At 67.4% G+C, this 21,076-nt stretch carries 17 protein-coding genes; 13 read left to right on the top strand and 4 right to left on the bottom strand.

The window, feature by feature from the left end:
- Positions 1-11: 11 nt before the first annotated feature.
- Both QC826_RS29590 and QC826_RS29595 read right to left on the bottom strand, forming a co-directional pair.
- Entirely contained in the window at positions 12-302 is a 291-nt protein-coding gene (locus QC826_RS29590) for an Hpt domain-containing protein (RefSeq protein WP_409567914.1), read from the bottom strand.
- Positions 302-3,559: a response regulator gene (locus QC826_RS29595; protein ID WP_279763608.1), complete on the bottom strand. Its 3,258-nt coding sequence runs from the start codon at positions 3,557-3,559 to the stop codon at positions 302-304. Before QC826_RS29595 ends, QC826_RS29590 begins: the two co-directional genes overlap by 1 nt.
- Positions 3,560-3,865: 306 nt before the next feature.
- Between QC826_RS29595 and QC826_RS29600 the strand changes: the two genes are divergently transcribed.
- From QC826_RS29600 to QC826_RS29660, 13 genes are all read left to right on the top strand, one after another.
- Positions 3,866-5,518 carry a methyl-accepting chemotaxis protein gene (locus QC826_RS29600; protein WP_279763609.1) on the top strand — a complete coding sequence of 551 codons (1,653 nt, stop codon included), beginning with the start codon at positions 3,866-3,868 and terminating at the stop codon, positions 5,516-5,518.
- An 86-nt stretch (positions 5,519-5,604) separates the two neighbouring features.
- Positions 5,605-7,038 (top strand): oxygen-independent coproporphyrinogen III oxidase, encoded by a 1,434-nt coding sequence (gene hemN / locus QC826_RS29605; RefSeq protein WP_279763610.1) that lies wholly within the window; start codon positions 5,605-5,607, stop codon positions 7,036-7,038.
- Between the two features lie 79 nt (positions 7,039-7,117).
- On the top strand, positions 7,118-7,906 hold the full coding sequence (locus QC826_RS29610; protein WP_279763611.1) for a sulfite exporter TauE/SafE family protein: 789 nt from the start codon (positions 7,118-7,120) through the stop codon (positions 7,904-7,906).
- The gene (locus QC826_RS29615; protein ID WP_409567734.1) at positions 7,903-10,383 is read left to right on the top strand and encodes a heavy metal translocating P-type ATPase; all 2,481 of its coding nucleotides are present in this window, start codon (positions 7,903-7,905) and stop codon (positions 10,381-10,383) included. Before QC826_RS29610 ends, QC826_RS29615 begins: the two co-directional genes overlap by 4 nt.
- A gap of 5 nt (positions 10,384-10,388) precedes the next feature.
- Positions 10,389-10,595 carry a cbb3-type cytochrome oxidase assembly protein CcoS gene (gene ccoS / locus QC826_RS29620; RefSeq protein WP_279763612.1) on the top strand — a complete coding sequence of 69 codons (207 nt, stop codon included), beginning with the start codon at positions 10,389-10,391 and terminating at the stop codon, positions 10,593-10,595.
- A 96-nt stretch (positions 10,596-10,691) separates the two neighbouring features.
- Positions 10,692-12,119, top strand: a complete 1,428-nt coding sequence (ccoN, locus tag QC826_RS29625; protein WP_279763614.1) for a cytochrome-c oxidase, cbb3-type subunit I — start codon at positions 10,692-10,694, stop codon at positions 12,117-12,119.
- A gap of 15 nt (positions 12,120-12,134) precedes the next feature.
- A complete protein-coding gene (gene ccoO / locus QC826_RS29630; protein WP_279763615.1) occupies positions 12,135-12,749 on the top strand; it encodes a cytochrome-c oxidase, cbb3-type subunit II in 615 nt (204 codons plus the stop codon).
- Between the two features lies 1 nt (position 12,750).
- Positions 12,751-12,915 carry a cbb3-type cytochrome oxidase subunit 3 gene (locus tag QC826_RS29635; protein WP_279763616.1) on the top strand — a complete coding sequence of 55 codons (165 nt, stop codon included), beginning with the start codon at positions 12,751-12,753 and terminating at the stop codon, positions 12,913-12,915.
- Positions 12,908-13,870, top strand: a complete 963-nt coding sequence (ccoP, locus tag QC826_RS29640; RefSeq protein ID WP_279763618.1) for a cytochrome-c oxidase, cbb3-type subunit III — start codon at positions 12,908-12,910, stop codon at positions 13,868-13,870. Before QC826_RS29635 ends, ccoP begins: the two co-directional genes overlap by 8 nt.
- Before the next feature lie 16 nt (positions 13,871-13,886).
- On the top strand, positions 13,887-15,278 hold the full coding sequence (ccoG, locus tag QC826_RS29645; protein ID WP_279763619.1) for a cytochrome c oxidase accessory protein CcoG: 1,392 nt from the start codon (positions 13,887-13,889) through the stop codon (positions 15,276-15,278).
- Between the two features lie 10 nt (positions 15,279-15,288).
- Entirely contained in the window at positions 15,289-15,834 is a 546-nt protein-coding gene (locus tag QC826_RS29650) for a FixH family protein (RefSeq protein ID WP_279763620.1), read from the top strand.
- A 241-nt stretch (positions 15,835-16,075) separates the two neighbouring features.
- Positions 16,076-16,816 carry a HipA family kinase gene (locus tag QC826_RS29655; RefSeq protein WP_279763621.1) on the top strand — a complete coding sequence of 247 codons (741 nt, stop codon included), beginning with the start codon at positions 16,076-16,078 and terminating at the stop codon, positions 16,814-16,816.
- On the top strand, positions 16,813-17,661 hold the full coding sequence (locus QC826_RS29660; RefSeq protein ID WP_279763622.1) for a DUF3037 domain-containing protein: 849 nt from the start codon (positions 16,813-16,815) through the stop codon (positions 17,659-17,661). The genes QC826_RS29655 and QC826_RS29660 overlap by 4 nt, the downstream gene beginning before the upstream one ends.
- A 261-nt stretch (positions 17,662-17,922) precedes the next feature.
- Here the strand turns inward: QC826_RS29660 and fnr are convergent, their stop codons facing one another.
- Positions 17,923-18,681: a fumarate/nitrate reduction transcriptional regulator Fnr gene (gene fnr, locus QC826_RS29665; protein WP_279763623.1), complete on the bottom strand. Its 759-nt coding sequence runs from the start codon at positions 18,679-18,681 to the stop codon at positions 17,923-17,925.
- 161 nt (positions 18,682-18,842) lie between these two features.
- Entirely contained in the window at positions 18,843-20,957 is a 2,115-nt protein-coding gene (locus QC826_RS29670; protein ID WP_279763624.1) for an EAL domain-containing protein, read from the bottom strand.
- Positions 20,958-21,076: the final 119 nt, after the last annotated feature.

Raw genomic sequence — 21,076 nt, forward strand, 5'->3', positions numbered from 1 at the left:
GCGGCTAGCGGTTAGCGGTCCTCCTGCTCGAGCCAGGCGCGGGCCTCGGCCAGGGTCTGTTCGAGCACCCGCCGCACGGTGGCCAGCTGCGCCTCGAGCTGGTCGGCGCGGCCCTCGTGGATGGCGCTCTCGGCCTCCAGCGTGGCCTGGATCAGGCGCTTGGCGCCGAGCACGCCGACGGCGCCGCGCAGGCTGTGCAGCACCCGGCCGGCGTCCAGCGGGCGGCCCTCGCGCAGCGCCAGGTCGGCCTGGTCGAGCGGCTCGAGGCCGCCGCCCAGGGCGCCGCGCACCAGCTTGAACATCACCGTGCGGCCCTTCGGCCCCGGCCCATCACGCGCATCAGGCTGTCCATGTTGAAGACGGTGTCGGCGGCGCCGGCCGCCGCCGGCGCGAGAGCCGGCGCCGGGGCCGCCGCCGGGGCCGGCGCCGGAGCCGCCGGGGCCGGCGCGCTGTCCTCGGCGGCGGCGGCGACGCGGGCGGCGCGCCGCGCGCCGGCGCGCCGCGCCGGCTCGGCCAGGTGGCGCAGGATCACCGCCAGCATCTCCTCGACCTCGATCGGCTTGGGGATGAAGTCGCTGATGCCGGCCTCGACGCAGCGCTCGCGCTCGGCCGTCAGCACCGCCGCCGTCATCGCCACCACCGGCAGCGCCAGGCCCAGCTCCTGGCGCAGGATGCGGGTGGCGCTGAAGCCGTCGAGCACCGGCATCTGCATGTCCATCAGCACCAGGTCGTAGCGGCCGGCGTCGACGCGCAGCAGGTCGACCGCCTGCTGGCCGTCGCCGACCACGTCGAGCGTGGCGCCGGCGTGCTCGAGGATGCCGCGCGCCACCGCCTGGTTCAGCAGGTTGTCCTCGACCAGCAGGAAGTGGGCGCCGCGCAGGCGGTCCGGCGCGCCGCCCTGCTCGACCAGGTGGGCCTCGTCGCGGCCGTCGTGCTGGGCCAGCGCCTGGTGCAGCGCGTCGAACAGGTTGGAGCTGGTGATCGGCTTGACCAGCACGGCGTCGGCCTCGGGCGCGGCGGAGATCGCCGCCAGGTCGCCGCGGGCGAAGGCGTTGACCATCACCACGATCGGCTGGCGCGCGCCGGCGGCGGCGCGGCGCACCGCCTTGGCCGTGGCCAGGCCGTCCATGCCGGGCATGTGCCAGTCGGCCAGCACCACGTCGTAGCGCTGGGCGCGCGCCTGCAGCGCGCCGACCAGGGCGACGGCGGCCTCGCCGCTGGCGGCCTCGTCGGCGCTCCAGCCCCAGGCGCGGATCAGCCGGGCGATCAGCTCGCGGCTGGTGCGGTTGTCGTCGACCACCAGCAGGTTCAAGGGGCCGATGTCGGGCTTGCGGCGCGGCCCGGCCTGCTCGGCCACCACCTCGAAGGGCAGCGTGAACCAGAAGCGCGTGCCCTCGCCGGGCGGGCTGCTGACGGCGATCTGGCCGCCCATCAGCTCGACCAGGTGCTTGGTGATGGTCAGCCCCAGGCCGGTGCCGCCGAAGCGCCGGGTGATGCTCTCGTCGCCCTGCGAGAAGGCGGTGAACAGCTGGGCCTGCTGTTCGAGGCTGATGCCGATGCCGCTGTCGCGCACCTCGAAGCGCAGCAGGGCCCGCTCGCCCTGGCGCGCGCTGAGCTTGACGCTGACCAGCACCTCGCCCTGCTCGGTGAACTTGATGGCGTTGCCGGCCAGGTTGACCAGGATCTGCTGCAGGCGCAGGGCGTCGCCGCGCAGCCGGCGCGGCGCCGCCGGGTCGACGTCGATGGCCAGCTCGAGCTCCTTGTCGCCGGCGTTCATGGTCATGGTGGTGGCCAGCGCGTCCATGGTCTCGTCGAGCACGAACTCGACCGGCGCGAGCTCCATGCGGCGCGCCTCGATCTTCGAGTAGTCGAGCACGTCGTTGAGGATGCCCATCAGCGACTGGCCGGAGACCCGCACCATGGTCAGGTACTTGCGCTGCTCGTTGGTCAGCGCGGTGTTGCCGAGCAGGTGGACCATGCCCAGCACGGCGTTCATCGGGGTGCGGATCTCGTGGCTCATGTTGGCCACGAAGTCGCCCTTGGCGCGGTTGGCCGCCTCGGCGCGGTCGCGTTCGCGCTCCAGTTCGAGGGCGCGCGCGGCCACCTCCAGCTGCAGGCGGTGGCGCTCGGTGATGTCGGAGATCACCGACAGCGTCTTGGTGCCCTGGTCGGTGCGCACCGCGCTCAGGTTGATCTCCAGCGGGAACTCGCTGCCGTCCTTGCGCAGGCCCCACAGGGTGGCGTCGCGGCCCATGCGCACCGGCTCGGCGCTCAGGCGGGTCGAGAAGAAGCGCTGGCGGTGCACCACGTGGCGCCCGCGCAGGCGCTCCGGCACCAGCGTCTCGAGCGGCTGGCCGAGGATCTCGCCGCGGGCGTAGCCGAAGTACACCTCGGCCTGGCGGTTGAAGGTCTCGATGCGGCCGTCGCCGTCGATCACCACGATGGCGTTGGGGGCGAACTCGATCAGGCCCTGCAGGCGGGCGTCGGCGGCCAGGCGCTCGTGCATCAGGCTGTTGAAGGCCATGGTCAGCTGGCCCACCTCGTCCTGGGTGCGCACCTGCAGCGGCACGTAGCTGCTGGCGTCGGCGCGCAGGCGGACGATGGCGTTGCGCAGGCGCACCAGCGGCGCCAGCAGGCGCGAGGTCAGCCAGCCGATCAGCGCCGCCGTCAGCAGCGCCGCCAGGAAGCTCCACAGCGCCAGCCGCGACAGCAGGCCGTCGAAGGGCTCGAAGGCCTCCTCCACCGGCAGCGAGGCGGCCAGCATCCAGTCGACCGACTTGAGCATCTTGTAGCTGACCAGGGCGCGCAGCCGGTGGCTGTTGGTGCTGATGGTGGTGCCCTCGAAGCCGTGGGTCAGCGCCTCGCTGGTGGCCGGGTTGGCGTTGGCCGGGCGCGGCTGCAGCAGGCGCTGCGGGTCCGGGTGCAGCACGTAGACCGGCAGGGCGCCGCGGGTCAGGGCGAAATAGTAGCCGCTCTTGCCGACCTTGGCGGTGCGCAGGTGGCCCAGCAGGTTGTCCTTGTACAGGCGCAGCACGCCGACCAGCACGCAGACCACCTCGCCCTTGGCGTCGAGCACCGGGGCGACCATCTGCACGATCGGCTGCTTGTTGCCGCGGCCGATCAGCGGCTCGGTGATGAAGGGCTTGCGCTCGCGCATCACGCGCTGGAAGTAGGCGCGGTCGGCGGCGTTGATCAGGGTGCGGCCGGGCTGCTGCGGCAGGTCGGCCATGATCTGGCCGGCGCGGTCGAGCACCAGCAGGTCGTCGAACATGGCCAGCAGCACGCGGTCGCCGAAATGGGCGCGCAGCTTGTCGGGCGAGGCGGCGGCGGCCAGCGGCGTGGTGCGGGCCGACCGCGCCAGCACCTCGAGCAGCAGGCCGAGCTTGTCGTCCAGGTCTTGCGCGGTGCGCTCGATCAGCGCGTTCTGCTGGGCGAACAGGACGGTGGTGAAGTCGTCGCGCATGCGTTGCATCTGCACCACGGTCACGATGCCTATCATCAGGATCGACGTGACGCTGGTGGCCAAGGCGACCTTGGCTTTGATGCCGAGTGGCTTCATGGGGTCCTTGTTTGCGGGGGCCGGCGAACGCGCCGGCTGGCTGGAGAATTCTCCTATCAATACGCGACCTTGGCAAGGAGCAAAGATCGGCCCGGGCCGGGCCGGCGCCGCCGGCCGGCGCCCGCCACGCGGCGGCGCCGGGGTGGCGCCCGCTCTGCTTGTATTTTAGGCAATCAAACCTGCCGCCTAGCACAGGCAATCCGGGAAATTTTGATCTAAATCAATAAATTTGCCGCCCCGACTCCTTACACTGGGGCCCATATCTTGCTGTATCACAAGAACACACCCCAGTCCCGGAGAGACGAGATGCGTAACAATCAACCTGTCACCAATCAAGAAGTCGAGGTCATGGACGACCAAGCCATCGTCTCCAAGACCGATCTGGATGGCAACATCACCTATGTGAACCCGTATTTCACCCAGATCAGCGGCTTCGGCGAGGCCGAGTTGATGGGCCAGCCGCTCAACATCCTGCGCCACCCCGACATGCCGGCCGAGGCCTTCGCCGACCTGTGGCGCTCGATCAAGCACGGCTCGCCGTGGACCGGCGTGATCAAGAACCGCTGCAAGAACGGCGACTTCTTCTGGGTCAAGGCCAACGTCACGCCGATCCGCGAGGCCGGCCGCACCATCGGCTACATGGCGGTGCGCGTCAAGGCCGAGCGCCAGCTGGTGGCCAAGACCGAGCAGGACTACCGCGAGCTGAAGCGGGCCGGCGCCAAGCTGCGCATCAAGAACGGCCAGTTCATCCGCCCCGGCCTGGGCAACACCCTGGCGCGCCTGCGCCACGTCTCGCTGGCGATGCGCATCTGGCTGTGCACCAGCCTGGTCAACACGCTGCAGCTGGGCACCTGCCTGGCCGTGCTGCTGGGCCACGACGGCCCGCTGACCACGGTCAACTACGTGATCCTGATCACCACCTTCGTCGGCCTGCTGATCAACGTCTTCCTCTGGTGGACCCTGCGTTCCGGCGTGCTGCAGCCGCTCAACCGCGCCCTGCACGGCGCCCGCGCCATCGCCGCCGGCGACCTGTCGGGCACCTTCGAGACCGACTCCACCGACGAGGTCGGCCAGCTGCTGCGCGCCCTGCAGCAGATGAACAGCAACCTGATCGCCACCATCCGCGACGTGCGCGTCAACGTCGAGACGATGGCCGTGGCGACCCGCCAGATCGCCGCCGGCAACGCCGACCTGTCCGGCCGCACCGAGGCGCAGGCCGCCAGCCTGGAGGAGACCGCCTCCTCGGTCGAGCAGTTCTCGGCCACCGTCAAGCAGAACGCCGACAACTCGGTGCAGGCCAACGAGCTCGCCGTCAGCGCCTCCAGCGTGGCGGTGCAGGGCGGCGAGATCGTCGCCGACGTCATCGCCACCATGGACGACATCAACGCCTCGTCGAAGAAGATCGTCGACATCATCGCCCTGATCGAGGGCATCGCCTTCCAGACCAACATCCTGGCGTTGAACGCGGCCGTCGAGGCGGCCCGCGCCGGCGAGCAGGGCCGTGGCTTCGCGGTCGTCGCCGGCGAGGTGCGCAACCTGGCCCAGCGCAGCGCCACCGCCGCCAAGGACATCAAGAACCTGATCGACCTGTCGGTCGGCAAGGTCAGCGCCGGCATGGCGCAGGTGCACCGCGCCGGCTCGACCATGCAGCAGGTGGTCAGCTCGGTGCAGCGCGTCACCGCCATCATGCAGGAGATCTCCACCGCCTCGCGCGAGCAGAGCATCGGTGTCGACCAGGTCAACTCGGCCATCGCCCACATGGACAAGGTGACCCAGCAGAACGCCGCCCTGGTCGAGCAGGCGGCGGCGGCCGCCGCCAGCCTGGCCAACGAGGCCGGCGGCCTGAGCCAGGCGGTCAGCCTGTTCAAGTTCGGCCGCCCGGTGGCGGACGCGCGCGGCCGCCGCGGCGCCCCCGCCGCCGCCAAGGCGGCGCCGGCGCCGAAGCGCCTGGCCGCCTGAGGCCGGGCGCCCTCCCCATCCGCAGCCGCAGCCGCACCTGCACCTGCACTTGTACTCGCCACGCTAGATAGAAACTAGAAACGACCATGCCCACCACCTCCAGCCAGAACGTCGCGTTCTTCCCCTCGGTCCAGTTCGACGCCGACATCATCGGCAAACTGAGCCAGTCCGGGCCGCGCTACACGTCCTACCCGACGGCCGACCGCTTCCAGCCCGACTTCGGCTACGGCAACTACCTGGAGGCCGTCGCCGGCCTGCGCATGCGCGGCGGCCGCCGCCCGCTCTCGCTGTACCTGCACATCCCCTTCTGCGACACGGTGTGCTACTACTGCGGCTGCAACAAGATCGTCACCAAGGACCGCAGCAAGGCGGCCACCTACCTGAGCTACCTGAAGCAGGAGATCGAGATGCAGGCGCGCCTGTTCGCCGGCATGAACCAGATCGAGCAGCTGCACTTCGGCGGCGGCACGCCGACCTATTTGAGCGACCGCCAGATGGGCGAGCTGATGGCCCACCTGCGCCACCAGTTCGAGTTCGCCCCGGACGAGCTGGGCGAGTACTCGATCGAGATCGACCCGCGCACCGTCTCCGTCGAGCGGGTCCACTCGCTGCGCGCGCAGGGCTTCAACCGCATCAGCCTGGGCGTGCAGGACTTCGACCCGGAGGTGCAGAAGGCGGTCAACCGCATCCAGCCCGAGGCCGAGACGGTGGCCATCATCGAGGCGGCGCGCGCGGCCGGCTTCCGCTCGGTCAGCATCGACCTGATCTACGGCTTGCCGCTGCAGAGCCTGGCGACGATGGAGCAGACCATCGCCAAGGTGGTCTCGGCCAGCCCCGACCGCATCGCCCTGTACAACTACGCCCACATGCCGCACCTGTTCAAGCCGCAGCGGCGCATCCACGAGGCCGAGCTGCCGACCGCCCAGGTCAAGCTGGACATGCTGGCGCTGTGCATCCGCCGCCTGTGCGCCGCCGGCTACGTCTACATCGGCATGGACCACTTCGCCAAGCCGACCGACGAGCTGGCCATCGCCCAACGCCAGGGCCGGCTGCACCGCAACTTCCAGGGCTATTCGACGCGCGCCGAGGCCGAGCTGATCTCCTGCGGCGTGTCGGCCATCAGCGCCGTCGGCGCCACCTACTGCCAGAACGAGAAGACGCTCGAGGCCTATTACGAGAAGCTCGACGAGGGCAAGCTGCCGATCGCCCGCGGCATCAAGCTGAGCACCGACGACCTGCTGCGCCGCATCATCATCCAGATGCTGATGTGCAATTTCGAGCTGTCCATCGAGTCGATCGAGCAGGCCTATCCGATCGAGTTCCGCAGCTACTTCGCCGCCGAGCTGGCCAAGCTGGCCGCGCTCGAGGCCGACGGCCTGCTGACCATCGAGCCGGCCTGGCTGACCGTCACGCCCAAGGGCCGCCTGCTGATCCGCAACATCTGCATGGTGTTCGACCGCTACCTCAACGCCGCGCGCGACAACGCGCCGCAGCCGCTGCGCTATTCGAAAACGATCTAAACGAAATAAACGATATAAATCAAATAAATAATATAAACGATTTAAATTATATAAACGATATAAACGGTTTCATTCAAACATGAGCGGTCTGCAACTTCTACCGGTATTCCTGGTCGGCCTGGCCGGCAGCGTGCACTGCGTCGGCATGTGCGGCGGCATCGTCGGCGCGCTGTCGGCGGCGTCCCGGCCCCGGCCGCGTCCGGTGATCGCCATCGCCCTGGCCCAGCCGACGGCCACGGCGCCGGCCGCCGCGCCGCCGGTGGCCCTGGCCGACCGCCTGGCCCGTGTGCTGGCCTACAACGGCGGCCGCATCGGCAGCTACATGCTGGCCGGCGCCTTGGCCGGCGGCGTGGCCGGCGGCGCGCAGAGCCTGGCCCGCATGGCCGGCGTGCAGATCGGCTTCTACTGGCTGGCCAACCTGATGCTGGTGGCGCTCGGCCTGTACCTGATGGACGCCTGGCGCGGCCTGGCCCGGCTGGAGGCGGCCGGCCAGGTGGTCTGGCGCCGCGTGCAGCCGCTGCTGGCGCCGCTGCTGCCGATGGACAGCGCGGCCAAGGCGCTGGCGCTGGGCGGCCTGTGGGGCTGGCTGCCCTGCGGCATGGTCTACAGCGTGCTGTTGACGGCCATGCTGAGCGGCTCGGCCGCCTCCGGCGCCGCCGTCATGCTGGCCTTCGGCCTGGGCACCCTGCCGATGCTGCTCAGCCTGGGCCTGCTCGGCGCCCGCCTGCGCGAGGCGCTGCAACGGCGCGCCGTGCGGCTCGGCTGCGGCCTGCTGGTGCTGGCCTTCGGCCTGCTCGGCCTGGCGCGCGCCGCCAACGGCGTCTCGCTCGGCTGGATCGACGCGCTGTGCCTGACGGGGCACCCGTGAGCGCCCGCCTGGACGCGCCGGCCGCCGCCGCGCCCGCCCACAGCGGCCCGGCGCTGGCCTGCTACCACTGCGGCCTGCCGGTGCCGGCCAAGTCGCACTGGCGCGTGCGCATCGACGGCGCCTCGCAGCCGATGTGCTGCCCCGGCTGCGAGGCGGTGGCGCAGACCATCGTCGAGCTGGGCCAGGAGGACTACTACCGCACCCGCTCGGCCTTCGCCGTCAGCGCCGAGGGCGCCCAGCTGGTGCCGCCCGAGCTGCAGTTGTACGACAACGCCGATCCCCGCTTCGCCCTCGACGAGGACAGCTGCGAGACCACCCTGGCGGTCGAGGGCATCCGCTGCGCCGCCTGCGTCTGGCTGATCGAGCGCCGCCTGGCCCGCCTGCCCGGCGTGCACGGCGCCCAGCTCAACGTCGCCACCGAGCGCCTCTATGTGCGCTGGAACAAGGCCGCCTGCAGGCCGGGCGACATCCTCGCCGCGCTGCACGCCATCGGCTACGCCGCCTACCCCTACGACGCCGCCCGCCACAGCGAGCAGCTGCGCCGCGCCGGCAAGACGCTGGGCCGCCAGCTGTTCGTCGCCGGCCTGGCGATGATGCAGGTGATGATGTACGTGGCGCCGGCCTACCTGGCCGAGTCCGGCACCCTGGACGACGACATGGCCAGCCTGATGCGCTGGGCCAGCCTGCTGCTGACCCTGCCGGCCATCCTGTATTCGGCCCAGCCCTTCCTGCGCGGCGCCTGGGCCAGCCTGCGCGCGCGCGCGCTGGGCATGGACGTGCCGGTGGCGCTGGGCATCGTCGCCGCCTTCGGCGCCAGCGTGGTGGCCACCTGGCGCGGCCAGGGCGAGGTCTACTTCGACTCGGTGACCATGTTCATCTTCCTGCTGCTGGCCAGCCGCTACCTCGAGCTGCTGGCGCGCCGCAAGGCCGCCGCCGCGCTCGAGCGCCTGCAGCACGCCCTGCCCGCCGCCGCCACCAGGCTGGCCGACTGGCCGGCCAGCCGCGCCGGCGCCGTGGTGCCGGCCGCCGCGCTGGCCGCCGGCGACTTCATCCTGGTCAAGCCGGGCGAGGCGGTGGCCGCCGACTGCGCCATCGTCGACGGCCAGACCGCGCTCGACCTGTCGCTGCTGAGCGGCGAGAGCGCGCCGCAGCGCCGCGGCCCCGGCGACGAGGTGCCGGGCGGCGCCATCAACGCCAGCGCCGCCGTGGTGGCCCGCGTGCTGCGGCCGTCGCGCGACAGCACCCTGTCCGACCTGGTGCGCCTGATCGACCGCGCCGGCCAGGACAAGCCGCGCATCGCCCAGTGGGCCGACCGGGTCGCCGCCTGGTTCGTCGGCGCCCTGCTGCTGTTCGCCCTGGCCACCTTCGCCTTCTGGCGCTGGTACGAGCCCGCGCTGGCCTGGCCGGTGGCGATCGCCGTGCTGGTGGTGTCCTGCCCCTGCGCGCTGTCGCTGGCCACGCCGAGCGCGCTGGCCGCCGCCATCGACCGCCTGCTGCGCCGCGGCGTGCTGGTGGTCGGCCCGCAAACCCTGGAAACCCTGCACCGCGCCAGCCACATCGTGTTCGACAAGACCGGCACGCTGACCCTGGGCCGGCCGCAACTGCAGGACACCGCCCTGCTCGGCCTGATGCAGCAGGAGCACTGCCTGCACCTGGCCGCCGCGCTCGAGGCCGACAGCGCCCACCCGCTGGCGCGCGCCCTGCGCGCCGCCGCGCCGCCGGCCGACCCGCTGCTGCCGGCCCACTGGTGGCAGGCGGAAAAGATCGTCGAAGTCCCCGGCCAGGGCCTGGAGGGCTGGGTGCACGGCCGCCGATACCGGCTGGGCAGCGCCGCCTTCGTCGCCGGCCTGAGCGGTCCGCCGCCCGCACCCGGCCACAGCGTGCCCGGCGGCATGACCCCGGTCTACCTCGGCGGCGCCGACGACTGGCTGGCCTGCTTCCACCTGCAGGACGGCCTGCGCGACGACGCCGAGGCCACCGTCGACTACTTCCGCCGCGCCGGCAAGCAGATCGTCCTGCTCAGCGGCGACCAGCACGCCCTGACCCAGCAGGTCGGCGCCCGCCTCGGCATCGCCGAGGCCTGCGGCGGCTACCTGCCGGAGCAGAAGCTGGCCTACGTGCAGCGCCTGCAGCGGCAGGGCGCGGTGGTGGCGATGGTCGGCGACGGCATCAACGACGCCGCCGTGCTCAGCGCCGCCGACGTCTCCTTCGCCATGGGCTCGGGCGCCGCCCTGGCCCAGGCCCACGCCGACGCCGTGCTGCTGTCGGGCCGCCTGGCCTCGGTGGCCGACACGGCGCGCACGGCGGCCAAGGCGATGCGGGTGATCCGGCAAAACCTCGGCTGGGCCACGGTGTACAATCTGGTCGCGATCCCGGCCGCCGCGCTGGGCTACCTCAATCCCTGGCTGTCCGGCGTCGGCATGGCGCTCAGCTCCGCCGTCGTGGTGGCCAACGCTATGCGCCTGCGGCGCGACTGATCCCCATGGAAGCCCTCTTTCTGCTCGTCCCCCTGTCCGTCATCATGGTCTTCGTCGCCCTGTGGGTGTTTTTCAGCGCCTCCGACGGCGGCCAGTTCGACGACCTGGTCGGCCCCGGCATGCGCGTGTTGCAGGACGACGATTCCAGCGCGCCCGCCGCCCCGGCCGGCCCGGTTGACGCGGCGCAGCAAAATGGTGACGTTACGCATTAATTCAATCAGGCAATTTTGATCTGAATCAAAGTTTTTGAAGGTTCAAACCCGTATTCTGTGATTTACATCATCGCAGTAATCTCGGGAGAGAATCAAGTGGATCAAGCACTGAACTACAACTACAAAATCGTGAAGCAATTCGCGATCGCAACGGTAGTCTGGGGGATCATCGGCATGCTGGTCGGCGTCATCATCGCCGCCCAGCTCGCCTGGCCCGCCCTGAACCTGGACATACCCTGGCTGACCTACGGACGCCTGCGTCCGCTGCACACCAACGCCGTCATCTTCGCCTTCGGCATCTGTGGCCTGTTCGCCACCTCCTACTACGTCGTGCAGCGCACCTGCCAGGTGCGGCTGTTCTCCGACAAGCTCGCCGCCTTCACCTTCTGGGGTTGGCAGGCGGTGATCCTGAGCGCCGTCGTCACCCTGCCGCTGGGCCTGACCCGCGGCAAGGAATACGCCGAGCTCGAATGGCCGATCAGCATCCTGATCGCCGTCGTCTGGATCGCCTACGCCGTGGTGTTCTTCGGCACCCTGCTCACCCGCAAGGTCAAGCACATCTACGTCGCCAACTGGTTCTTCGCCGGCTACATCCTGGCCGTGACGATCCTCCACGTGGTCAACGGCGCCAGCATGCCCGCCTCGCTGTTCAAATCCTACTCGGCCTACTCGGGCGTGCAGGACGCCATGATCCAGTGGTGGTACGGCCACAACGCGGTCGGCTTCATCCTCACCGCCGGCTACCTGGGCATGGTCTACTACTTCATTCCGAAGCAGGCCGAGCGTCCGGTGTACTCCTACCGCCTGTCGATCGTCCACTTCTGGGCGCTGATCTTCACCTACATGTGGGCCGGTCCGCACCACCTGCACTACACCGCCCTGCCCGACTGGACCCAGTCGCTGGGCATGGTCTTCTCGCTGATCCTGTTGGCACCGTCCTGGGGCGGCATGATCAACGGCATCATGACCCTGTCGGGCGCCTGGCACAAGCTGCGCACCGACCCGATCCTGAAGTTCATGATCGTCTCGCTGTCGTTCTACGGTATCGCCACCTTCGAAGGTCCGATGATGTCGATCAAGACCGTCAACGCCCTGTCGCACTACACCGACTGGAGCATCGCCCACGTCCACGGCGGCGCCCTGGGTTGGGTCGGCTTCATCACCATGGGTTCGATCTACTACCTGCTGCCGCGCATGGCCGGCGAAACCAAGATGTGGAGCACCAAGCTGATCGACGTGCACTTCTGGGTCGCCACCATCGGCATCGTGCTGTACATCGCCGCGATGTGGATCGCCGGCGTGATGCAGGGCCTGATGTGGCGCGCGGTCAACCCGGACGGCACCCTGACCTACACCTTCGTCGAAGGCGTCAAGGCCACCTATCCCTACTACGTGGTGCGCGTCGCCGGCGGCCTGCTGTATCTGACCGGCATGTGCCTGATGGGCTACAACACCTACATGACGCTGCGTAACCGCGCCACCGTGACGGCTCGCATTCCCGCGCTGGCCGCGGGTCACGCCTAAACCCTGGAGTTGACGATGAAATTTACCCATGAATGGATTGAAAAGAACCCCTGGCTGCTGATCGCCCTGGTGACCGTGGTGGTCAGCGTCGGCGGCGCCGTCGAGATCATCCCGCTGTTCTTCCAGAAGTCGACCACCGAGCCGGTGGCCGGCCTCAAGCCCTACTCGCCGCTGCGCCTGGCCGGCCGCGACATCTATGTGCGCGAAGGCTGCTACAACTGCCACTCGCAGATGGTGCGTCCGTTCCGCGCCGAGACCGAGCGCTATGGCCACTACTCGGTGGCCGGCGAGTTCGTCTACGACCGTCCCTTCCAGTGGGGCTCCAAGCGTACCGGGCCCGACCTGGCGCGCGTCGGCGGCCGCTACAGCGACGAATGGCACAAGACGCACTTGAACAACCCGCGCGACGTGGTGCCCGAGTCGAACATGCCGAACTACTCCTGGCTGGCGACCACCAAGCTGGTGCCGCAGGACATCCAGCCGAAGCTGCGCGCGCTGCGCCGCCTGGGCGACCCGTACACCGAGGCCGAGATTGCCGCCGCGCCCGAGGCGCTCAAGGACAAGACCGAAGAAGACGCCCTGATCGCCTATCTGCAAGGCCTGGGCACACAAATCAAAACGAGGAACTAGCATGGTTATCGAGAACCTGTTCGACCGCGCCAGCAGTGTGATGACGGTGGTTTCCTTCATCACCTTCATCGGCATCATGTGGTGGGCCTTCTCCCGCCGTAACACGGAGAATTTTGCCGAGGCGGCACAACTGCCCTTCGCCGACGAGGAGAGCCCACATGTCTGACTTCACTAGCGGTTTCTGGAACATCTACATCGTCGTGCTGACCATGCTCGGCGTGTTCGGCTGCGGCATCCTGCTGTACGCCCAGTCCAAGCACAAGCTGCAACCGGGCGAGTCGGCCGAACCCGGCGCGCCGGTGGGCACCACCGGCCACGTTTGGGACGAGGACTTGACCGAGCTGAACACGCCGATGCCGCGCTGGTGGATGTGGTTGTTCTACATCACCATCGTGTTCGGCCTGGCCTATCTGTTCCTGTATCCGGGCCTGGGCACCTACGCCGGCAGCCTGGGTTGGAAATCGACGGGCGAGTACCAGGCCGAGCTGAAGAAGGCCGACGCCGACTACGGCCCGCTGTTCAGCCAGTACCTGAAACAGGACCTGAAAACCGTGGCCGCCGATCCCAAGGCGCACGCCATGGGCGAACGCCTGTTCCTGACCTACTGCGCGCAGTGCCACGGCTCCGACGCGCGCGGCAACAAGGGCTTCCCCAACCTGACCGACAAGGACTGGTTGCACGGCGGCGCGCCGGACGTGATCAAGACCACGATCATGCACGGCCGCAACGGCATGATGCCGAGCATGGCCGCCGCGCTGGGCAGCGACAAGGACGTCGAGAACGTCGCCCAGTACGTGCTGAGCCTGTCCGGCTCGACCTCCGACCCGATCAAGGCGGTGTTCGGCAAGGCCAAGTTCGGCGCCTGCATGGCCTGCCACGGCGCCGACGCCAAGGGCAACCAGGCGATCGGCGCGCCCAACCTGACCGACAAGGTCTGGCTGTACGGCGGCAGCGCCGACACCATCATGGAAACCATCCGCAAGGGTCGGACCAACGCCATGCCGCCCTTCTCGGACTTCCTCGGCGAGGGCAAGGTGCACGTGCTGGCCGCCTACGTCTGGAGCCTGTCGAACGACGTCAACAATCCCGCCGTCGCCGCCGCGCCCGCCGCACAGCAGTAAGAGTATCATCTAAGAAATGAACGCTCCAAAACCACAAGTCATCAAGATGTACGCCGCTCGCGAGGAGATCTATCCTCGCGAGGCCAAGGGACGCTACGCCAACATCCGTTGGCTGTGCGTCTGGCTGACCCAGCTCGCGTTCTACGGGCTGGCTTGGCTGAGCTGGAACGGACGGCAGGCCCTGCTGTTCGACCTGGTCGCCCGCAAGTTCTATATTTTCGGCCTGGTGCTGTGGCCGCAGGACTTCATCTACCTGGCCGCCCTGCTGATCATCTGCGCCTACCTGTTGTTCCTGGCGACGGCGATGGCGGGGCGGGTCTGGTGCGGCTTCGCCTGCCCGCAAACGGTGTACACCGAGATTTTCTTGTGGATCGAACGCAAAATCGAGGGCAAGCGCAGCGCGCGCATGGCCCTCGACAAGCAAGGTCCGTCCGTTTCCAAATTCCTCAAGAAGAGCGCCAAGCACCTGGTCTGGGGCGCCCTGGCGCTGTGGACCGGCTTCACCTTCGTCGGCTATTTCACGCCGATCAAAACGCTGGCGCAGGAGGTGCTGACGCTCAATTTCGGCCCCTGGGAATGGTTCTGGGTGGTCTTCTACAGTTTCGCCACCTACGGCAACGCCGGCTGGATGCGCGAGCAGGTGTGCAAGTACATGTGCCCCTATGCCCGCTTCCAGAGCTCGATGTTCGACCGCGACACCCTGATCATCACCTACGACACCAAGCGCGGCGAGCCGCGCGGCGCGCGCCGCCGCGACGAGGTGGCCAACGCCAAGCTGGGCTCGTGCATCGACTGCACCTTGTGCGTGCAGGTCTGCCCGACCGGCATCGACATCCGCGACGGCCTGCAGTACGAGTGCATCGGCTGCGCCGCCTGCATCGACGCCTGCAACGACGTGATGGACAAGGTCGGCCAGCCGCGCGGACTGATCCGCTACAGCACCGACCACGCCATGGCCGAGAACTACACCACGGCGCAGATCCGCGCCCACGCGCTGCGCCCGCGCGTGCTGATCTACATCACCATCCTCGGCCTGATCGTGCTGGCCGTGTGCAGCGCGCTGTGGTTGCGCATGCCGCTCAAGCTGGACGTGATCCGCGACCGCGGCACCCTGGGCCGCGAGGTCGAGGACGGCATGATCGAGAACGTCTACCGCCTGCAGATCATGAACACCACCGAGCAGGCCCACACCTACCGCATCGCGGTCAAGGGCCTGGACACGCTGACCCTGCTCACCGGCGACACCGTCAAGGTGGCGGCCACCGAGACGCTGGCCTATCCGATCCGCCTGCGCACCGCGCACGGCGTCGGCCAAAAGGGCTCGAACAAGATCGACATCGAACTGGTGGCCGTCGACGACCCCAGCCTGCACGTGCGTGAACACGCGGTCTTCTTTGTGCCGCGTTAAGGAGAACCAGATGTCCGAAGTGATTCCGCTCAACCCCCGCGCCGAGGCCGTGGCGCCCTGGTGGCGCCACCGCTGGCCCTGGCTGCTGATGGCCGGCCCGGCCATCGTGGTGGTGGCCGGCAGCTACCTTGGCTACATCGCCTACCAGGGCCAGGACGCGCTGGTGGTGGGCGACTACTACAAGCAGGGCAAGGCGATCAACCAGGACCTGCGGCGCGACCGCGCCGCCAGCGCGCTGGGCCTGAAGCTGGCGCTGCGCTACGAGGCCGGCGACGGCGTGCTCAGCGGGCGCATCGCCGGCGCGGCGCAGGCCGTGCCGGGCCGTTTGCTGCTGCAGCTGTCGCACGCCACCCAGCCGGAGAAGGACGTCCAGCTGGCGATCCAGCCGGACGCCGACGGCGTCTTCCGCGTGCCGCTGCCGATGCTCGAGCGCAGCCGCTGGGTGGTCCAGGTGGAAAGCGAACAACGCGACTGGCGCCTGGCCGGCACCTGGCACTGGCCGGCCCAGCGCGAGATCCTGCTGCAGGCCGACCCGCAGTTGGCGCCGGCCGAGTAGGCCGCCGCCGCGCGCCGCCATGCCGGCGGCGCGTACGACATGGGCGACCTGCGAATTCACCATCGATGAGAGGGATATCCTCCATCCTATAAGTTATCAAGCTTGCCATTGTAATTTCCTATATCATGGACGCATAGATTGCCTCTTTGCAGCTTTCCATGAGCCAGTTCCCCCCACGCACCCTATGTGCAATTGATGATTAAAACGATGGCCTGTGTAGTGAGCTATGGGGCGGCCAACCGTGAATGAGCCAACCATCCATATTGAAGAGGTGCTGGGACGAGCACAGCAAGGCGTCACAGAACCATTCATTTGTCGCGCCGACGACGGTGCAATTTACTTCGTCAAGGGCAAAGGCGCGGGCCGGCGTAGTCAGATTTGCGAATGGGTCGCGGCACAGTTGGCGACGGAGTTCGGACTTCCTATTGCAGAATACGCTCTGGCGGAAGTTCCTGTAGAACTCATCGAAGCAGAGGTTTTTCCGGGCATTCGCCAGCTTGGAAGTGGAATTGTGTTTGCATCCAGGGAGCTTCCGCACCCTCAGGAGTTGACTGCAATCACTCGTGATTTGGTAACCGAAGATGTGGCCCGCGACGTCCTGGTTTTCGATTGGTGGCTCCACAACGAGGATCGCAATCTCACTGCACGTGGTGGCAATCCAAATCTACTTTGGGACATGCAAGGTTCAGAATTGGTCGTCATTGATCACAACCAAGCCTTCGACCGCGACTTCGATCCTGTCAATTTCCTGAACTCTCATGTCTTCTCGAACCGGTGGAACAGGGTTTTTGGGGACCACCTGGAGCGCGAACGTTACGGGATCAAATTGAAGGCCATTTTGCCGAAGCTGGCGAACATCCGTGCTAACATACCCGATTCATGGTGGTATGTTGACGATGGAGTTCCTGCGGATGTGACATGGAACGAAATCGAGACTTGCCTCGAGCGCTGCCGCCGGGAAGATTTTTGGAACACACCATGAAAAAGCTCGCCTGCCAATACGCCCTGTTGCGATTTCGACCGTTTGTTGAAACCGGGGAGTTCGCTAACGTCGGCATAGCACTAATGGCGCCGGATGCGCGCTTCTTCGGCTTCCGTGTGCTGAAGCGGTATGGCCGCATTACCCAGTTCTTCCACCAACTCGACCGCCAAGTCTACCTAGATGGACGCCAACTCTTTAAGGAGGAGATGGAGCGCTTTGCTCAAGAGCTTCGCCGGCTCGCGTTGGATGGTAGGAAAGCACAGCCAGACCTGGCGCTCGCTAGGAATTTGTTCGCCGAACTTGTTCGCCCGCGGGAGGCAATGTTGCAGTTTGCTGAGCAACGGGTGGTGCTGGCAGATGATCCGAAAGCCAAACTCTTGCAGCTGTTCGATCACTACGTTGAACGCAACTTTGTGACAAAGGAGTACCAGGAACGTCTGTTGGAAAACAATGTTCGCAAGCTTCTTTTCCGCGCGCAGGTTGGGGCAAAATATCAACGTGAGAAGATTGGCACGGATGATTTTTCTGTAAACTTTCCCTTTGTTAACCTGGTTGAAGGTAGGCCTGAGCGGGTGATCAAACCGCTTTATCTCGCCCAAAGCGACACGACTAAGATATTGACGCATGGAGGGCAATGGGTAGACAAGATACGTCGCCTTCGAAAACGCAACGCCTTGCCACCAAATGTTTTGTTTCCGGTTACTGAACCTGTTGCAAACACTCGGCCTCACCACGCCTTCCAAGAAATTCGGTTTGATCTATTGGCTGCGAACGTACAAGTGGTGCCGGCAGACGATGAGGCTCAGATTATTCGGTTTGCCACCGAAAATGAGTATCGGCAATAGGTTTTCCTATCTCCCGGTTGCGCCACGTTCAGGGCGCTAACCTGTCCTCGCGATACACAAATCCGTAGTAGGCTTGGTTTCATGCCGGAAAACGACAAGCGGCCCCCTTGGCTGATCCCGAAGACTACCAGTTTCGCTTGCTGCGGTGCTTGACTGACGCTGAACAGCGGGAGCTGTAGGGCTGCCTAAATAGTATGCAAAGGTAGATAGGGTTTGTCAAACGCGGGCAGGTCGGCGCCTTGTCGACCGCCGCCGCGCGCGCTAGCCGCAGCTTTGCGTGCCGGCCGTGATGGCCTTCAGCATGGCCGGGTTGAGCAGCTCGATCTCGCGGTTGCTGACGCGCAGCAGCCCCTCCTTCTTGAACTTCGACAACAGCCGGCTGATGCTCTCGATGGTCAGCCCCAGGTAGTTGCCGATCTCCTCGCGCGACATGCGCAGCTGGAACACGTTGGGCGAGTAGCCGCGCGCCTCGTAGCGCGACGACAGGTTGACGATGAAGGCGGCGAAGCGCTGGGTCGCCTGCATATTGCCCAGCAATAGCATCACGCTCTGCTCGCGGGTGATCTCCTGGCTCATCATGCGGTGGAAATGGCGCAACAGCGTCGGCATGTCGACCAGCAGCTGCTGCAGGCTGGCGAAGGGGATCTCGCACACCTCGCTGTCCTCCAGCGCGATGGCGTTGCAGTGGTGGCGGTCGGCCGAGATGGCGTCCATGCCGAGCAGCTCGCCGGCCATCTGGAAGCCGGTGATCTGTTCGGCGCCGTCCGGGTTCAGCTGGTAGGTCTTGAAGTGGCCCAGGCGGATCGCGTACAGGCTGCCGAACGGGTCGCCGATGCGGAACAGCGTGCCGCCGCGGACGATCTTGCGGCGCCGGCCGATGATCTGGTCGAGCCGGTCCATGTCGGCCGTGTCCAGCCCCATGGGCAGGCACAGCTGGTGCATGCTGCAGGTGGCGCAGCGCGCGCGCAGGTGCTCCAGCGTGGCGCCGGGCAGGGTCAGGGAGGGGAGGGCTTGATTCATCCGGCAAGTGTAGCCTATTTGCCCGCCCGGACCGCCTATGCCGCAGTCAGGCAATCAAGTATTAATGCTTTCAAGAATGTAGATCAAGTGCAATGAACGATGTCGTTCTCGCCACCTTTCCGTTGCCCGCCGCCCCGCCCGCCGCCGGCCCGCCGCCGCCCTCAGTCGCTGCCCGCCGTCAGCGGCCGCAGCGCGCCCACCGCGTAGCCCTGGGCGTAGTCCAGCCCCAGCTCGCGCACCATGGCCAGGGTGGGGCCGTCCTCGACGTACTCGGCGACGGTGCGGATGCCCATCACGTGGCCGACCTCGTTGATCGCCTTGACCAGCGCCCGGTTGATGGGGTTGTTGGCGATGTCGCGGATGAAGATGCCGTCGATCTTGAGGAAGTCCACCGGCAGCGCCTTCAGGTAGGCGAACGAGGACAGGCCGCTGCCGAAGTCGTCCAGCGAGAAGCGGCAGCCGAGCAGCTTGAGGCGCTCCATGAAGGCCTGCGCCTTGGGCAGGTTGGCGATCACCGCCGTCTCGGTGATCTCGAAGCAGACCTGCTCGGGCGCCACGGCGTAGCTGCCGAACTGCTCGAGGATGTAGTCGTGCAGGCCCTCGTCGCCCAGCGAGGTGCCCGACAGGTTGATCGAGTACTGCGCCGGCAGCGACTGGTGGCTGGCGATGAAGGCCTGCTCGGGGTTGAGGCTGTCGCGCACCGTCTGGATGTGGTGGCAGACGGCGCGGATCACCCAGCGGTCGATCGCCGCCATCATGTCGTAGCGCTCGGCGGCGGGGATGAAGGCGCCGGGCAGCACCAGCTGGCCCTTGCCGTCCTGGATGCGGATCAGCACCTCGTCGTGGCACTCGGGGTGGCTGTTCAGGCTGACGATGGGCTGGGCGTACAGGCGGAACAGGCGGCGCTCGAAGGCCTCCTTCAGGCGCGACACCCACATCATCTCGCCGTGGCGCTGGGCCAGCCGCTGGTCCGACTCCCGGTACAGGTGGACGCAGTTGCGTCCGCGCTCCTTCGACAAATAGCAGGCCTGGTCGGCGGCGATCAGCAGCTCGGTCATCGACTTGCTGTTGTGGTTGATCTCGACCACGCCGATGCTGGCGCCCAGCTGGAAGGCGTGGTCGTCCCAGACGAAGCGGAAGTCCTTGACCGACTGGCGCAGCTGGTTGGCGATCAGCATGGCGCGCTCGGGCGGGCAGTGCGGCAGCAGCGCGCCGAGTTCGTCGCCGCCCAGGCGGGCCAGGATGTCGCTGTCGCGCATTTGCGTCTGCAGCATCTTGGCCAGCAGCTGCAGCAGCAGGTCGCCGGCGCCGTGGCCGCAGGTGTCGTTGACCACCTTGAACTGGTCCAGGTCCATGTACAGCAGGGCGTGGACGTGGCCCTCGTGCTTGGCGCTGTGCAGCGCGGCGGCCACCTGGCGCTCGAACTCGTGGCGGTTGATCAGGCCGGTCAGCGCGTCGTGGCTGGCGTTCCACGACAGCTGGCGGCTCAGCTTGCGCTCGTGGCTGACGTCGCGCACCACCACCACGGCGCCGAGCAGCTGGCCGTCGTCCGACCAGATCGGCGCGGCCGACTCCTCGACGGCGACGCGGCGGCCCTCGCGGGTGACCAGCTGCAGCGGCTTGTCGACGCTGGCGTCGATGGCCTGGCGCTGGCGCAGGCACTGCAGGGCGATGTGCTCGGGCGCGGCGTGGCCGTCCTCGTCGACCAGGCGCAGCGTGGTGCCGATGTCGCCGCCGACGGCCTGCTCGTTGCTCCAGCCGGTCAGCTGCTCGGCGACGCGGTTCAGGTATTGGGTGCGGCCCTGCTGGTCGGTGGTGATGACGCCCTCGCCGATCGAGTGCAGGGTGATCGCGGCCAGCTCGCGCTGGCGCGCCGTGCTTTGTTCGTCGGCCTTGCGCCGCGTGATGTCCCAGACGATGCCCAGCGTGCCGGCGGCCCGGCCCTGCTCGTCGCAGCACACGCGGGCGTGCGCGGCCAGCCAGTGCAGGCTGTCGTCGGGCCAGCGCACGCGGTATTCGACCTCGTAGCCGTTGCAGCGGTCGACACCGTCCTGCATCGCGGCGAGCAGGGCGGCGCGGTCGTCCGGGTGGACGCAGTCGAGGAAGCCGGCGAAGGCTTGCTCCAGCGGCTCGGGTGGCAAGCCCAGCAGTGCGGCGCCGGGTCCGAACCAGTTGACCCGGCTGTCGATGACCTTGCCGTTGTCCAGGGTCGAGTCCCAGATCGCCATGCGCGCGATATCGAGCGCCAGATCCATGCGCTGTTGCAGGTTCTTCATCGCTCCGCCTCCGCCGGACCGGCAACTTTGTTAATATTTGTTAGACGGCAAGCGCGGTGGAAAAGTTCCGTCCGCATGGCCGGCGCCTTATGCTGGCGCAAACAACCAGGGGAGTGGCG

The organism is Rugamonas sp. DEMB1, assembly GCF_029834475.1.
Lineage (GTDB): Bacteria > Pseudomonadota > Gammaproteobacteria > Burkholderiales > Burkholderiaceae_D > Rugamonas > Rugamonas rubra.